General features: G+C 72.4%; 13 protein-coding genes. 11 read left to right on the plus strand and 2 right to left on the minus strand.

The features are described from left to right. Nucleotides 1–181 precede the first annotated feature (181 nt). Nucleotides 182–718, plus strand: a complete 537-nt coding sequence (locus AB0J97_RS35980) for an NUDIX hydrolase family protein (protein ID WP_357703374.1) — start codon at nucleotides 182–184, stop codon at nucleotides 716–718. On the opposite strand, the gene AB0J97_RS35985 is transcribed toward AB0J97_RS35980, so the two are convergent. Then, complete coding sequence (locus tag AB0J97_RS35985; protein ID WP_364097330.1) at nucleotides 715–1,233, minus strand: peptidoglycan recognition family protein; 519 nt, start codon at nucleotides 1,231–1,233, stop codon at nucleotides 715–717. The genes AB0J97_RS35980 and AB0J97_RS35985 overlap by 4 nt on opposite strands. A gap of 135 nt (nucleotides 1,234–1,368) precedes the next feature. Beyond that, nucleotides 1,369–2,253: a MurR/RpiR family transcriptional regulator gene (locus AB0J97_RS35990; RefSeq protein ID WP_357703370.1), complete on the minus strand. Its 885-nt coding sequence runs from the start codon at nucleotides 2,251–2,253 to the stop codon at nucleotides 1,369–1,371. 84 nt (nucleotides 2,254–2,337) lie between these two features. On the opposite strand from AB0J97_RS35990, the gene AB0J97_RS35995 reads away from it, so the two are divergent. The 10 genes from AB0J97_RS35995 to AB0J97_RS36040 all read left to right on the plus strand — a co-directional run bounded on the left by AB0J97_RS35995 (nucleotide 2,338) and on the right by AB0J97_RS36040 (nucleotide 12,751). Beyond that, entirely contained in the window at nucleotides 2,338–3,885 is a 1,548-nt protein-coding gene (locus tag AB0J97_RS35995) for an ABC transporter substrate-binding protein (protein WP_364097333.1), read from the plus strand. Further along, entirely contained in the window at nucleotides 3,885–4,853 is a 969-nt protein-coding gene (locus tag AB0J97_RS36000; protein ID WP_364097336.1) for an ABC transporter permease, read from the plus strand. Before AB0J97_RS35995 ends, AB0J97_RS36000 begins: the two co-directional genes overlap by 1 nt. Then, a complete protein-coding gene (locus AB0J97_RS36005; RefSeq protein ID WP_357703364.1) occupies nucleotides 4,850–5,677 on the plus strand; it encodes an ABC transporter permease in 828 nt (275 codons plus the stop codon). The genes AB0J97_RS36000 and AB0J97_RS36005 overlap by 4 nt, the downstream gene beginning before the upstream one ends. After that, nucleotides 5,674–6,573 carry an N-acetylmuramic acid 6-phosphate etherase gene (murQ, locus tag AB0J97_RS36010; protein ID WP_364097339.1) on the plus strand — a complete coding sequence of 300 codons (900 nt, stop codon included), beginning with the start codon at nucleotides 5,674–5,676 and terminating at the stop codon, nucleotides 6,571–6,573. The genes AB0J97_RS36005 and murQ overlap by 4 nt, the downstream gene beginning before the upstream one ends. Beyond that, nucleotides 6,570–7,748, plus strand: a complete 1,179-nt coding sequence (locus AB0J97_RS36015) for an anhydro-N-acetylmuramic acid kinase (RefSeq protein WP_364097342.1) — start codon at nucleotides 6,570–6,572, stop codon at nucleotides 7,746–7,748. The genes murQ and AB0J97_RS36015 overlap by 4 nt, the downstream gene beginning before the upstream one ends. Then, nucleotides 7,745–8,842 (plus strand): serine hydrolase domain-containing protein, encoded by a 1,098-nt coding sequence (locus AB0J97_RS36020; RefSeq protein WP_364097345.1) that lies wholly within the window; start codon nucleotides 7,745–7,747, stop codon nucleotides 8,840–8,842. Before AB0J97_RS36015 ends, AB0J97_RS36020 begins: the two co-directional genes overlap by 4 nt. Continuing rightward, on the plus strand, nucleotides 8,839–10,437 hold the full coding sequence (locus AB0J97_RS36025) for an ABC transporter ATP-binding protein (protein ID WP_364097348.1): 1,599 nt from the start codon (nucleotides 8,839–8,841) through the stop codon (nucleotides 10,435–10,437). Before AB0J97_RS36020 ends, AB0J97_RS36025 begins: the two co-directional genes overlap by 4 nt. Nucleotides 10,438–10,477: 40 nt before the next feature. Further along, entirely contained in the window at nucleotides 10,478–10,912 is a 435-nt protein-coding gene (locus tag AB0J97_RS36030; protein ID WP_364097351.1) for a helix-turn-helix domain-containing protein, read from the plus strand. Between the two features lie 92 nt (nucleotides 10,913–11,004). Continuing rightward, a complete protein-coding gene (locus AB0J97_RS36035; protein WP_364097354.1) occupies nucleotides 11,005–11,679 on the plus strand; it encodes a sensor domain-containing protein in 675 nt (224 codons plus the stop codon). 55 nt (nucleotides 11,680–11,734) lie between these two features. After that, complete coding sequence (locus tag AB0J97_RS36040; RefSeq protein WP_364097357.1) at nucleotides 11,735–12,751, plus strand: DUF559 domain-containing protein; 1,017 nt, start codon at nucleotides 11,735–11,737, stop codon at nucleotides 12,749–12,751.

Genomic DNA, 12,751 nt, shown 5'->3' on the forward strand with positions numbered 1-12,751 from the left:
TGGGCATCGTGCTGGTCGTCTGCACGGCGTCCTGGATCGCGGGCAGGAGCAGGCCGGCCAGGCGCGCCTGAGCCCGTGCGGGCGGGCCCGGCCGGATCCGGCCGGGTCTGGCCGGGTCCGTGCGCGGATCGGTCGGTGGGGCTTACGCTGTCAGCGGCGGCGCGGGGCATACGATCGGCAGATGACCGAAAAGACCGAAACCGCGCCTGGATGGCTGGCCCCCGAAGAGCTCGAATCGGTGCGCGGCCAGTTGCCGATCCTCTACATCGACGCCGTGCCGGTGCGGGTGGACGAGACCGGCGTGGTGACCCGGGTGGGCCTGCTGCTGCGGATCGCGGCGGACGGGACGGTCAGCCGGGCGCTGGTGTCGGGGCGGGTGCTGCTCCACGAGCGCGTCCGCGACGCGCTGCTGCGTCACCTGGAGAAGGACCTCGGGCCTGTGGCCCTTCCCCGCATCCCCGTCTCCCCGCAGCCCTTCACCGTCGCGGAGTACTTCCCGACGCCGGGCGTCACGCCGTACCACGATCCGCGCCAGCACGCGGTGTCCCTGGCCTACATCGTGCCCGTGGCCGGTGACTGCCGGCCCCGGCAGGACGCCCTGGACCTGGTCTGGTTCACCCCCGAGGAGGCGGCCTCGCCGGCCGTGCAGCAGGAGATGACCGGCGGCCAGGGAGTGCTGCTCAAGCAGGCTCTGGCCCACGTGAGCCGCCTGGTCTAAGGGCGTTCGGCGCCTCCTCGCACCCAGTGGTAGAGGGGGTCGCCGGGGCAGTCGGTGTCGTAGCCGTCCCGGTGGCCCTTGACCTCGTTGCCCGCGTCGCCGTGCTCGCGCAGGTACTCGATGGCGTCGACGAGCGCGTTGAGCAGGTCGTCGTTCGGTTCGGTGAACCCGGTGTTGCCGACCAGGGCGAGCACGGCGTAGTGCCCGGAGTTGAGCCCCGGGCCGTTGGCGGCGGGCAGGACGTGCGGGCCACGGCCCATGAAGGTGCGCCGGTGCGGGCAGCACACCATGTTGTAGCCGAGGTCGATGTAGGTCTCGCCGCGCCCGCCGGACATGTGCATGCGCTGGATGTCCCTCACCAGGTCGACGCATGTGTCGTGGTTGTCGGCGTCCGGCAGGTCGGAGGGCACCTTCCCGCCGGTGTAGTGGATCTTGACGCCTTTGGTGGAGGCCAGCCGGGTGTAGCTGGTGCTGGGCTTCTTCGCGTGCCAGTCGGCACGGGTGATCAGTTGCATGTGGTGTCTTTCCTGGTAGACGATGCCTCGCCACCAGAATGTCAACTTAAAGTAGTTGTGTCATCACTTTTTGTCACTAGATTCACGTGCCGCAAAAGAAAGCCTTCCGTGCTGGTCAGGCCGCCCTGCGCCGGTTCAGCCCCGCTTGTACACCGTGCGCTCGTGCACGACGGCGTAGGTGTTGCGCAGGGCCGCCATCGACTCGTCGTAGCTGGCCGCGGCGACGCCGGTGAACAGGCAGTCGACGACCATGAGCTGGGCGATGCGGCTGCCCAGGGCGCCCGAGCGGAACTGCGTCTCGCGGGCGGCGGTCGTCAGCGTCACGTCGGCGGCGGCGGCCAGCGGCGAGTCGCGGAAGTTGGTGATCGCCACCGTGGCCGCGCCCGACCGGCGGGCGATGGACAGGAACTCGACCGTGTCCACGGTCGCGCCGGTGTGCGAGACCGCGACGGTCACGCAGGTGGCGTCGAGCGTGGCCGCCGACGTCCAGGCCGAGTGGGCGTCGTGCCAGTTGATCGCGGTACGCCCGATACGTGAGAGCTTCTGCTGCAGGTCCAGGCCGACCAGCGCGCTCGCGCCCACGCCGAAGGTGTCGATCCGGCGCGCGGCCAGCAGCAGCGACACCGCCCTGGCCAGAGCGTCCATGTCGAGGGAGCGGGCCGTGTCGGCGATCGACAGCGTCTCGTTGGTGGCGACCTTGGAGACGATGCCCTCCAGGCTGTCGTGACGGTCGATGTCGCCCGACACCTCCGGCAGGCTCGACCTGGTCAGCTCCTCCCGGGCGGCGGCCCTGGTCAGGTCGATCCGGAAGTCCTTGAAGTGCGCGTACCCCATGCGCTGGTAGAAGCGCACGACCGAGGTGGTCGAGGTGGCGCAGCGGGCGGCCAGCTCGGCGATGGACAGGTTCGCGGCGGCGGCCGGATCGCCGGTGAACGTCTCGGCGATCCGCCGCTCCGACGGCCGTAACGCCGGCATGGCGGCCCGGATACGGATCAGCAGGCTTCCGTCGTCCTCGACCATTCGTCATCCACCCCTTGAGGAAATTTAGTACACCAGTGGTAGGGTCTGCGTAATTTTATGACCTACTGCTCTTGAGGAGACCACATGCCCCGTGGCGCGCTCTCCGCGATCGGCGCCGCCGCAGTGCTGTCCATCGCCCTGACCTCCTGTTCATCATCTTCCGGGCCCGTGACCAGCACCGGCGCAACGGGCAAGTCCGGCGGCGCCCTGGTCGTCGGCGTGACCTCCGACCCCGACACGCTCTTCCCCTGGAAGGCCACCCAGTTCACCGCCGTGAACGTGTTGCAGAACATCTACGGCACCCTCACCGAGTTCGACAAGGACCTGAACGTCGTGCCGGGCCTGGCCGAGTCGTGGCAGACGTCCGAGGACGGCAAGAAGCTGACCCTCACCCTGCGCAAGGGCGTGACGTTCGGCGACGGCAGCGCGTTCGACTCCAAGGACGTCAAGGCGTCCCTGGAGAAGATCATGGACGAGAAGACGGCCGCCGTGGCGCGGGCGTCGCTGGCGTCGGTGAAGTCCGTCGAGGCCCCCGACGAGAGCACGGTGGTGCTGGAGCTGACCGGCCCCGACGCCGCGCTCCCGGCGAACCTGGCCACCGTCAACATGGCGATGCTCTCCTCCGACGACACCGAGGAGAAGCTCAACGCCACCCCCAACGGCACCGGCCCGTTCACGCTGGGCAAGCGCGTCCCGAGCCAGTCGCTGACGCTGGCCAGGAACGACAAGTACTGGGGCGCCGAGAAGCCCAAGGTGGGCAGCGTCGAGTTCCGCGTGATCCCCGACGAGTCGTCCATCGTCTCGGCCATGCAGTCGGGCAACGTGCAGCTCGCGGTCTTCAACGACCCGCTGGTCGCCCAGACCGCGCAGGGCGGCGGCACGATCACCGTCACCAAGACGCCGCAGCTCAGCTACCACGCCCTCCAGCTCAACGCGCAGCACGGCGACCTCAAGGACGTCAACGTGCGCCTGGCGATCCAGTGCGCGATCGACCGCAAGCAGGTGCTCGACACCGCCGCGCTCGGCGAGGGCGAGGTGACCGGGCCGATCACCGCCCCGGCCTTCAAGTCCGACCCGGCCCAGCGGCCCTGCCCGAGCCGCGACCTGGCCAAGGCCGCCGAGTACCTCGGCAAGGCGGGCAAGTCCGGCGGCGTGACGGTCAAGGCCATCGTCTCCCAGGGCGAGTACGCCACCTCCGTCAACGAGGCCCAGAACCTCAAGGCGCAGCTCGCCGAGGCGAAGATCACCCTGGACCTGGAGGTGCTGGAGTCCGGCGCGTTCGTGGACCGCTGGGTGGCGGCCGACTTCGACGCGGCCGTCGCGCTGAACGGCGGGCGTCCCGACCCCGACGGCTCCTACGCCCGCTACTTCACCAGCAAGGGCAATCTGAACAAGGTCGCCGGGTACAGCTCGCCGGAGCTGGACAAGCTGTTCGCCGAGGGCAAGGCCACGACCGACCCGGCCGCCCGCAAGGCGATCTACGAGAAGGTGTCGGCCGAGCTGGAGGCCAACGCGCCCTGGATCTGGCTGTTCACCAGCTACACCTACACCGGCACCACCTCCAACGTGTCCGGGTTCGTGCCGATGGTCAGCGGGTCGCTGCAGTACCTGCGTACGACGTCCGTCGCCTGATGCGCCGGATCCTCGCCAACCGGGCCGTCCGGCGCGTGGCCTCGACGATCGGCACCCTGTTCGGGGTGGCCGTGTTCGTCTTCGTCATGCTCCGGGCGATCCCCGGCGACCAGATCACCGCGGGGCTCGGCACGGAGGCGGCCGCGCTCACCCCGGCGCAGCGCGTGGCCCTGGAGCAGTACTACGGGCTGGACCAGTCGCCGGTCACGCAGTTCTTCTCCTGGCTGGGCAACATGCTCACCGGCAACTTCGGCTACTCGGCCCGCTCTCAGCAGGGCGTGCTGGAGATGACGCTGCACTCGCTGCCGGTGACGTTCGAGCTGGCGGTGTTCTCGATCGTGCTGGCGCTGCTGCTGGGCGTGCCGCTCGGCATGTTGTCGGCGTCCAGGACGAACTCGCCGCGTGACGCCTTCGGCCAGGTCGTGAGCCTGGCGGGGCTGTCGGTCCCGGCGTTCCTGCTGGCCACGACGCTGCTGTCGATCTTCGCGGCGTCGTTCGGGTTCAACCCCAACGGCCAGGGCTTCGCCACGCTCGCCGAGGATCCGCTGCTCAACCTCCAGCAGATGTTCCTGCCCGCGCTCGTTCTCGGCTTCGGCATCGCCGCGCCGATCCTGCGCACCACCCGTACCGCGGTGCTGGAGGTGCGCTCGGAGGACTTCGTGCGCACCGCCCGCGCCAAGGGCGTGCCGCCACGCCGGCTCCAGGTCAGGCACGTGCTCGGCAACGCGCTGGTGCCGATCGTGACGATGACCGGGCTGCAGTTCGGCTACCTGCTCGGCGGCGCGGTCGTGGTCGAGCAGATCTTCTCCGTGCCCGGCGTGGGCCGGCAGGTGCTGCTCGGCATCCAGCAGAAGGAGTACGCGGTCGTGCAGAGCACGGTCCTGGTCATCGCGCTGGCGTTCGTGCTGGTCAACCTGCTGACCGACATGCTGTACCGGATCATCGACCCGCGGGTGAGGGCGTCGTGACCGCGCTGCGCAGGAGCCCCGCCATGCTGGCGGGCACGATCGTGCTGCTGGTGCTGGCCGTGGTGGCGGCGCTGTCGTTCGCCGGGCTGCTCCCCTACGACCCGATCGCCCAGAATCCGCCCGACCGGTTCCTGGCGCCGTCCGGGGCGCACCTGTTCGGCACCGACCAGTTCGGCCGGGACGTCTTCTCCCGGGTGGCGTCCGGCGTCGGCAACTCGGCGCTCATCGCGGTGGTCGCGGTGGCCTTCGCCACCGTGGTCGGCACGCTGGGCGGGCTGGTGTCCGGCTTCTACCGCGGCTTCGCCGACGGCGCCATCGGCGGCGTGACGAACGTGCTGTTCGCGTTCCCGCCGCTGCTGCTCGCGCTCTCGCTGGCCTCGGTGCTGGACCGCAACTGGTTCACGGTCGCCGTCGCCATCGCGATCGTGTACGTCCCCATCTTCATCCGTGTCACGCGCGGCCCCGTGCTCTCCCTCAGGGAGATCGAGTACGTCAAGGCCGCGGTCTCCACCGGCCAGAGCCGCTGGCAGATCATGCTCAGGCACGTGCTGCCCAACATCACCTCGATCATCGTCATCCAGGTGGCGCTGTCGCTGTCGTGGGCGGTGCTGACCGAGGCGTCGCTGAGCTTCCTCGGCCTGGGCACGCCGCCGCCCGCCCCCTCGCTGGGCTCGATGATCTTCGAGGCGCGCAGCCTGGTGTTCATCGCCCCCTGGACGCTGATCGCGCCGGGCGCGGTCGTCGTCCTGCTGGTGGTGGGCCTGAACCTGCTCGGCGACGGCCTGCGTGACACTCTCGACCCCAGAACCCGAGGCAAGCGGTGAACCTCTCAGAACTGACCACGGAATCGGCAGACCCGCGTTTCGCGGGCATCGACACCATGAGCGTGGCCGAGCTCGCGGAGACCATGAACGCGGCCGACGCCACCGTCCCCGGCGCGGTCGCCGCGGCGCTGCCGCAGATCACCGGGGCCATCGAGGCCGCCGCCGAGCTGGTACGCGCGGGCGGCCGGCTGGTCTACGTGGGCGCGGGCACGCCGGGCAGGCTCGGCGTGCTGGACGCCTCCGAGTGCCCGCCCACCTTCAGCACCCCGCCCGAGCAGGTGTTCGCCGTCATCGCCGGCGGCGAGCGGGCGATCGTGCACCCGTGCGAGGGCGCCGAGGACGACGCGCAGGCAGGCGCGACGGCGATCGACGCGGCCGGCATCGGGCCGCTGGACACGGTGGTCGGCATCGCCTCCAGCGGGCGCACGCCGTACGTGCTGGGCGCGGTGCGGCGGGCCCGCGAGCGCGGCGCGCTGACCGTGGGCCTGTCCTGCAACCCCGGCACCCCGCTCAGCGCGGCCGCCGAGCACGCGATCGAGGTGCTGGTCGGCCCCGAGGTGGTCAGCGGCTCGACCCGGCTCAAGGCGGGCACGGCGCAGAAGCTCGTGCTCAACATGTTCTCGACCATCGTCATGGTCCGGCTCGGCAAGACGTACGGGAACCTGATGGTCGACGTCAAGGCCAGCAACGGCAAGCTCAGGGAACGGGCGATCGGGATCGTGCGGACGATCGCCGGTGTGGACCGCGAGGAGGCGGAACGAGTGCTCGACCAGCACGGTTTCAACGTCAAGCAGGCGGTGCTCGGAGCCCGGCTCGGGCTCGGCCCGCAGGAGGCCGCGGCGCTGCTGGCACGCAGCGAAGGGCAGCTGCGGGTGGCGCTGGGGGAGCCGGCATGAAGATCCTCGGCATGATCTCCGGCACCTCGCACGACGGCATCGACGTGGCCCTGGTCGACTTCGCCCTGGACGGCGACGTGCTGACCGGCCGCGTGCTGCACACCGCGAGCACCCCGTACCCCGCCGAGCTGCGCGCCCGGCTGGTGGCCGCGCTGCCGCCCGCCCCGGTCACGCTGGCCGAGGTGTGCGTGCTCGACACGCTCATCGGCCAGTGCTTCGCCGAGGCCGCCGAGGCCGCGGCCGAGCAGGCCGGTCCGGCCGACCTGATCGTCTCCCACGGCCAGACGGTCTTCCACTGGGTGGAGGGCGCGCACGCGCGCGGCACCCTGCAGATCGGCCAGCCCGCGTGGGTCGCCGAGCGCACCGGCTCACCCGTGCTCTCGGACGTGCGCATCCGCGACATCACCGCGGGCGGGCACGGCGCCCCCCTGGTCTCCGTGCTCGACGACCTGCTGCTGGGCGGCCTGCTGCGGGACGGCCACGAGCGCGGCGCGGCGGCGCTCAACCTGGGCGGCATCTCCAACATGACCGTCGTGCGCGACGGCGGCCTGAGCGCCTACGACATCGGCCCGGCCAACGCCCTCATCGACGCCGTCGTCGCCGGCCGGGGCCTGAACCCGCGCGGCTTCGACGAGGACGGCCGGATCGCGGCCTCGGGGCAGGTGGACGAGCACCTGCTCGCCGTGCTGCTCGACGAGCCGTACTACCGGCTGGCCGCGCCGAAGAGCACCGGCAAGGAGCTGTTCCACCTCGCTTACGTCGAGGCGGCGACGGCGAAGGCGGGCCGCGAGCCGTCCGGACCCGACCTGGTGGCGACGCTGACCGAGCTGACGGTCCGCACGGTGGCCGCCGACGTCGCCGCGGCGGGCGTGGACGTGCTCGTCGTCTCCGGCGGCGGCTGCCGCAACCCGGTCATCATGGACGGCCTGCGTGCCGCGCTGCCCGGCGTGCGGGTGTCCCTGTCGGACGAGCTCGGCGCCCCGGCCGACGACAAGGAGGCCATCGCCTTCGCGCTCATCGGCTGGCTGACCGCCCACGGCCTGCCGGGCACGGTCCCCGGCGGCACGGGCGCGAAGGCCGCCCGCGTGCTGGGCACGCTGACGCCGGGCGCGGACCCGCTCGTCCTGCCCGCCCCGCTGCCCACGCCCCCGCGCTCCCTGGTGCTGCGCCGATGAGCCCTGCCCCCGACGCCGCCGTCCCTGCCCCCGCCCCCGCCCCTGCCGCGCCCGCGGGCGTGGTGCGGGCGGCGCGCACGCCGTGGTTCGACCTGACCGAGTGCGCCGGCCACCGCACCGTGCGCCGCACGGACGACGGCACGGACGGCGGCGCGCTCGCCGGTGACGCGCCCATGACCCTCGGCACGTACCACGACCTGGCCTCGGTCACGAAGGTCGTCGCCACCACGACGGCCCTCATCCGCCTGGTCTCCGACCGGCTGGTGGACCTGGACGAGCGGGCGGGGGCGTACCTGCCGGCGGGCTGCCCGGAACAGGTCAGCGTGCGGGACCTGCTGTTGCACCGGGCGGGACTGTGGGAGTGGTGGCCGATGTACCTCGACCCGCGGGTGCCCGCCCCGCGCTACCCGCCCGGCCGCGAACGGCACTACTCCGACCTGGGCTTCATCCTGCTCGGCCGGGTGGTCGAGACCGTCACCGGCACGTCCCTGGACCGGGCGGTGGCCGAGCTGGTCACCGGCCCGCTCGGGCTGGACGACACCACGTACGCGCGGCCGGCGGGCCCCGAGGTGGCCATGAGCGCCCTGGACGACCGGGTCGAGATGCGCATGCTCGACACCTCCGAGCCGTACCCGGTGCCCTTCCGCGCCGCGGACTTCGCCGGCTGGCGGCGCGGGCCCGTGCTCGGCCAGGTCGCCGACGGCAACGCCTACCACGCCTTCGGCGGGGTGTCGGGCCACGCCGGGCTGTTCTCCACCGTCCCCGACCTGCTGCGCTACGCCACCGCGCTGTCCCGCTACGAGGAGCACGACCGGTTGTGGCGGCCCGAGGTGGCCCGCGAGTTCTTCCGCCCCGGCCCCGACCCCGGCCAGGCGCTCGGCTTCCGCACCTACGAGCTCGTCCTGCGCGACGAGACCGTCACCGTGCTCGGCCACCCCGGCTACGTCGGCTGCGTCGTCGGGTTCGTCCCCGGCCGGGACGTCGCGATCGCGCTGGCGAGCAACCGCCTGCTGACGCCCGGCGTGCCGACGCCCACCGACGCCCTCTGGACCGGCCTGCTGCAGGCCATCACCCACCGATCGAGGACCGCATGACCCCGCTCCTGGAGATCCGCGACCTCTCCGTCGCCTTCCGCACCCGCAAGCAGGACGTCACCGTCGTCAGGAACGTCTCGATGGAGATCCTGCCGGGGCAGACCGTGGCCGTGGTCGGCGAGTCGGGCTCGGGCAAGTCCACCACGGCCGCCGCGGTCAACCGGCTGCTGCCCGCGGGCGGGCGCATCACGACCGGCCAGGTGCTGTTCGACGGCCGTGACCTGGCCGGGGTGAGCGAGCGCGAGATGACCGCGGTCCGGGGCGCGGGCATCGGCCTGGTGCCCCAGGACCCGATGTCCAACCTCAACCCGCTCATGCGCATCGGCGACCAGATCGGCGAGGCGCTGGAGGTGCACGGCCTGGCCGCGGGCAGGGCCGCGCGCGCCCGCGTGACCGAGCTGCTGGACATGGTCGGCATCCCCGATCCGGAGCGGCGGGCCGGGCAGTACCCGCACGAGTTCTCCGGCGGCATGCGGCAGCGGGCGCTCATCGCCATGGGCCTGGCCTGCCGGCCGAAGCTGCTCATCGCCGACGAGCCGACCTCCGCCCTGGACGTGACCGTCCAGCGCCGCATCCTCGACCAGCTCGGGCAGCTCACCGCCGAGATGGGCACGGCCGTCTTCCTCATCACGCACGACCTGGCGCTGGCCGCCGAGCGGGCCGACGTGGTGGCCGTCATGTACAAGGGCGAGATCGTGGAGACCGGCCCGGCGGCCGAGCTGCTGGCCGACCCACGGCACGAGTACACCCGGCGGCTGCTGAAGGCCGTGCCGAGCCTGTCGTCGGTGCGGGTGGCCGAGCCCGGCCCGCAGGAGGCGGCCGGGGACCTGGTCGTGGTGGAGGACCTGCGCAAGGTGTTCCCGCTCAGAGGCGGTTCCGGCGCGTTCACGGCGGTGGACGGGGTCTCCTTCACGATCCCGCGCGGCCGTACCGTCTCGGTGGTGGGCGAGTCGGGCTCGGGCAAGTCGACCACCGCGAACCTGCTGCTCGGCCTGGACGGCATCACCTCCGGCCGGATCCTGTTCGACGGCACCGACCTGACCTCGCTCGGCCGCCGGGAGCTGTTCGCCTTCCGCCGCCGGGTGCAGCCGGTCTTCCAGAACCCGTATGCCTCGCTCGACCCCCGCTACACCGTGGAGAAGTCGATCGCCGAGCCGCTGCGCGTGCACCGCGTGGGCACCCCGGCCGAGCGCGCGAAGACCGTCGCCGAGCTGCTGGAGAAGGTGTCGCTGCCGGCGTCGGTGGCCGAGCGGCTGCCGCACGAGCTGTCCGGCGGCCAGCGGCAGCGGGTGGCCATCGCGCGGGCGCTGGCGCTCTCCCCCGAGCTGGTCGTGCTCGACGAGGCCGTCTCCGCGCTGGACGTGCTGGTCCAGGCCCAGATCCTGGAGCTGCTCGCCGACCTCCAGCGCGACCTCGGGCTCAGCTACCTGTTCATCAGCCACGACCTGGCCGTCGTACGGATGATCTCGCACCGGGTGCACGTGATGCAGGCGGGCCGGATCGTGGAGAGCGGCACGGCGGCCGAGATCTTCGACTCGCCGCGGGCCGACTACACCCGCGAGCTGCTCGCCGCCATCCCGGGTCAGGCCGCCTGATGGTAAGTTGGAAATCCGGACCTAGCTGAGCGGAGGGGCCTTGTCCCGCCCGAGACAGTGCTCGATCGCCAACGCGCTGGCCGTCGTGGGCGAGCGGTGGAGCCTGCTGGCGATGCGCGAGATCATGCTCGGGGTGCGCCGCTTCGACCAGATCGCCCGCAACACCGGCGCCAGCCGCGACATCCTCACCGCCCGGCTGCGCAAACTGGTCGAAGTGGGCCTGCTGGAGCGGGTGCCGTACGAGCGGCACCCGCCGCGCCACGAGTACGTCCTCACCGATGCGGGCCAGGCCCTGCACACGGTCCTGCTCGCCCTGATGGACTGGGGCGACCGGTACGTCACCGAGGGCGAGCCGCCCACCGTGTGGCGGCACTCGTGCGGCGAGCCCCTGGAGCCGCTCACGGTGTGCGCGAGCTGCCGGGAGCCGGTGCGCCCGCAGGAGCTGACCGTGATCCGGGTGGACCAGCCGCGGTAGCCTTTGTCCGGCGCGTGGTAGGGCTTACCCTACCGCGTACCGGCCCGCAGCCAGGATCGATCGGCGGGCGCCGGATCCGTAGCGTCATGGCCATGACATCCCTCCGGCACCGCGTCGCCGCCGACACCCGCTACGTCCTGCTTGGCCTGCCCATGGCCACCGCGTCCTTCACCCTCGCCGTGGCCGGCGTCTCGGCCGGTCTCGGCGCGGCGGTCGCGTTCGTGGGGCTGCCCGTCCTGGCCGCCACCGCCGCCTCGGCCCGCCACTTCGCCGACCTGGAGCGCGCCGCGCTGCCCGGCGTGCTCGGCCACCCGATCTCCCGCCCCCGCTACGCGCAGACCCCCGCGGGGGCGGGTCTGTTCCGCCGCATGATGAACCCGCTGGCCTCCGGCCAGGCGGCGCTGGACCTGCTGCACGCGATCATCACCTTCCCGGTCTCGCTGGCCGCCGCCGTCGTGAGCGCGGTGTGGTGGGCGGGCGCCGTGCTCGGGCTGACCTTCCCGGTCTACGGCTGGGCGATCGCCGCGATCCCCGGCGTGGACGGCGGCCTGCCCGCGCTGCTCGGCCTCGGCACCGGGACCGTGCCGTTCGTGGTGTTCAACACGGCGGTCGGCCTGCTGTTCGCGCTCACGCTGGTCCCGGTGCTGCGCTCGGCCGCCCTGGTGAAGGCGAGCGTCTCCCAGGCCTTCCTGACCCGCGCCCACGTCCCGTCCCTGGAGAGCCCGTCCCTGGAGACCGCGTCCGCGGCCTGGGTGACAGCCCGATAGGGACGGGCTACCCTCCCAAGTGCCGAAGTTTCCGATCTTGTGAGGGCAGGGAGCCGTGCCGTCGTGGGCAGAGCTGCCGATCGGCCGGGTGGTACGGCTGGACGCCGACCCCGACGCCGTGGCGCTGGCCCTCGATCCCCTGCCGGACGACGCTCCGGCGGTCGTCACCTACTTCGCCGCCGAGGAACGTTCCGTGGCCGACCTGGCCGCCTCTGTCCTGCGTGAGCTGGACAAGGCGGCCATCGCGCTGTTCCCGGCCTGGTTGCCGGGCGCCGAGGGCATCGAGGGCCCGTCCGGGGTGAACGTGGCCGCGGTCCAGGCGCTGGCCCGGGGCAGGGCCTCGGTCACCGGCCACTTCGGGCCGTTCCTCGCCGAGCTGGCCCGGCGGGCGCTGACGGGCGGTCCCAGCGGGCTGGCGCCGGAGGTCCGGGCGGCCGGGCTGGTCAGGGTGCTGGCCGACAGCTTCGGCCGGGCCCGGCTGGCGATCCTGGTACGGGTTCCGGACGAGCTCGGCACGGCGGCACGGGAAGTGCTGGTCGCCGGGTGCGAATGGCTGGCGCACCGGGGCAGGGCCGGCGTCTGGCTGGCGGGCGCGCCCCTGGACGACGACCGCGTGCGGACGGTCCCCGTCCCGCTCCCGGCAGCCTTCGACGGCGCCGGGGAAGCCGTCCCGGTTCCCGCGACGGCCGATCAGGCGCCCGCCGTCGCGTACCCGCCGGTGGCGGGCAGGCCGCATCCGGGCAGCGCGAGCGAGCGGGCGCTGGAGGCCGCCTTGTCCTCGCGGGCGTGGGCCGGGGGGCGGGCCTGGAACCAGACGTACCGGCCGGGCCCGCTGGCCGTCCCGATCCGGGTGGACCTGCTCTGGGCGCGGGAACGCTGCGTCGTGGAGATCGACGGTCCCGACCATCGGGCTCCGGCCAAGTTCGCCGCGGACCGGCAGCGGGACGTGCTGCTGCAACTCGATGGTTACGCCGTGCTGCGCTTCTCCGATGGTCAAGTATTGACTGACATGGACACCGTGGTCCGTCAGATCGGCCAGTTTCTGCGGAACCGCCGCAGAGCGGAAGGATGA

Source organism: Nonomuraea sp. NPDC049607 (genome assembly GCF_040675375.1).
Lineage (GTDB): Bacteria > Actinomycetota > Actinomycetes > Streptosporangiales > Streptosporangiaceae > Nonomuraea.

Bases quoted from the DNA above. Each gene is read 5' to 3' on its own strand.
- AB0J97_RS35980 (WP_357703374.1), top strand. From the start codon at position 182: ATGACCGAAAAGACCGAAACCGCGCCTGGATGGCTGGCCCCCGAAGAG.
- AB0J97_RS35985 (WP_364097330.1), bottom strand. From the start codon at position 1,233: ATGCAACTGATCACCCGTGCCGACTGGCACGCGAAGAAGCCCAGCACC.
- AB0J97_RS35990 (WP_357703370.1), bottom strand. From the start codon at position 2,253: ATGGTCGAGGACGACGGAAGCCTGCTGATCCGTATCCGGGCCGCCATG.
- AB0J97_RS35995 (WP_364097333.1), top strand. From the start codon at position 2,338: ATGCCCCGTGGCGCGCTCTCCGCGATCGGCGCCGCCGCAGTGCTGTCC.
- AB0J97_RS36000 (WP_364097336.1), top strand. From the start codon at position 3,885: ATGCGCCGGATCCTCGCCAACCGGGCCGTCCGGCGCGTGGCCTCGACG.
- AB0J97_RS36015 (WP_364097342.1), top strand. From the start codon at position 6,570: ATGAAGATCCTCGGCATGATCTCCGGCACCTCGCACGACGGCATCGAC.
- AB0J97_RS36020 (WP_364097345.1), top strand. From the start codon at position 7,745: ATGAGCCCTGCCCCCGACGCCGCCGTCCCTGCCCCCGCCCCCGCCCCT.
- AB0J97_RS36025 (WP_364097348.1), top strand. From the start codon at position 8,839: ATGACCCCGCTCCTGGAGATCCGCGACCTCTCCGTCGCCTTCCGCACC.
- AB0J97_RS36035 (WP_364097354.1), top strand. From the start codon at position 11,005: ATGACATCCCTCCGGCACCGCGTCGCCGCCGACACCCGCTACGTCCTG.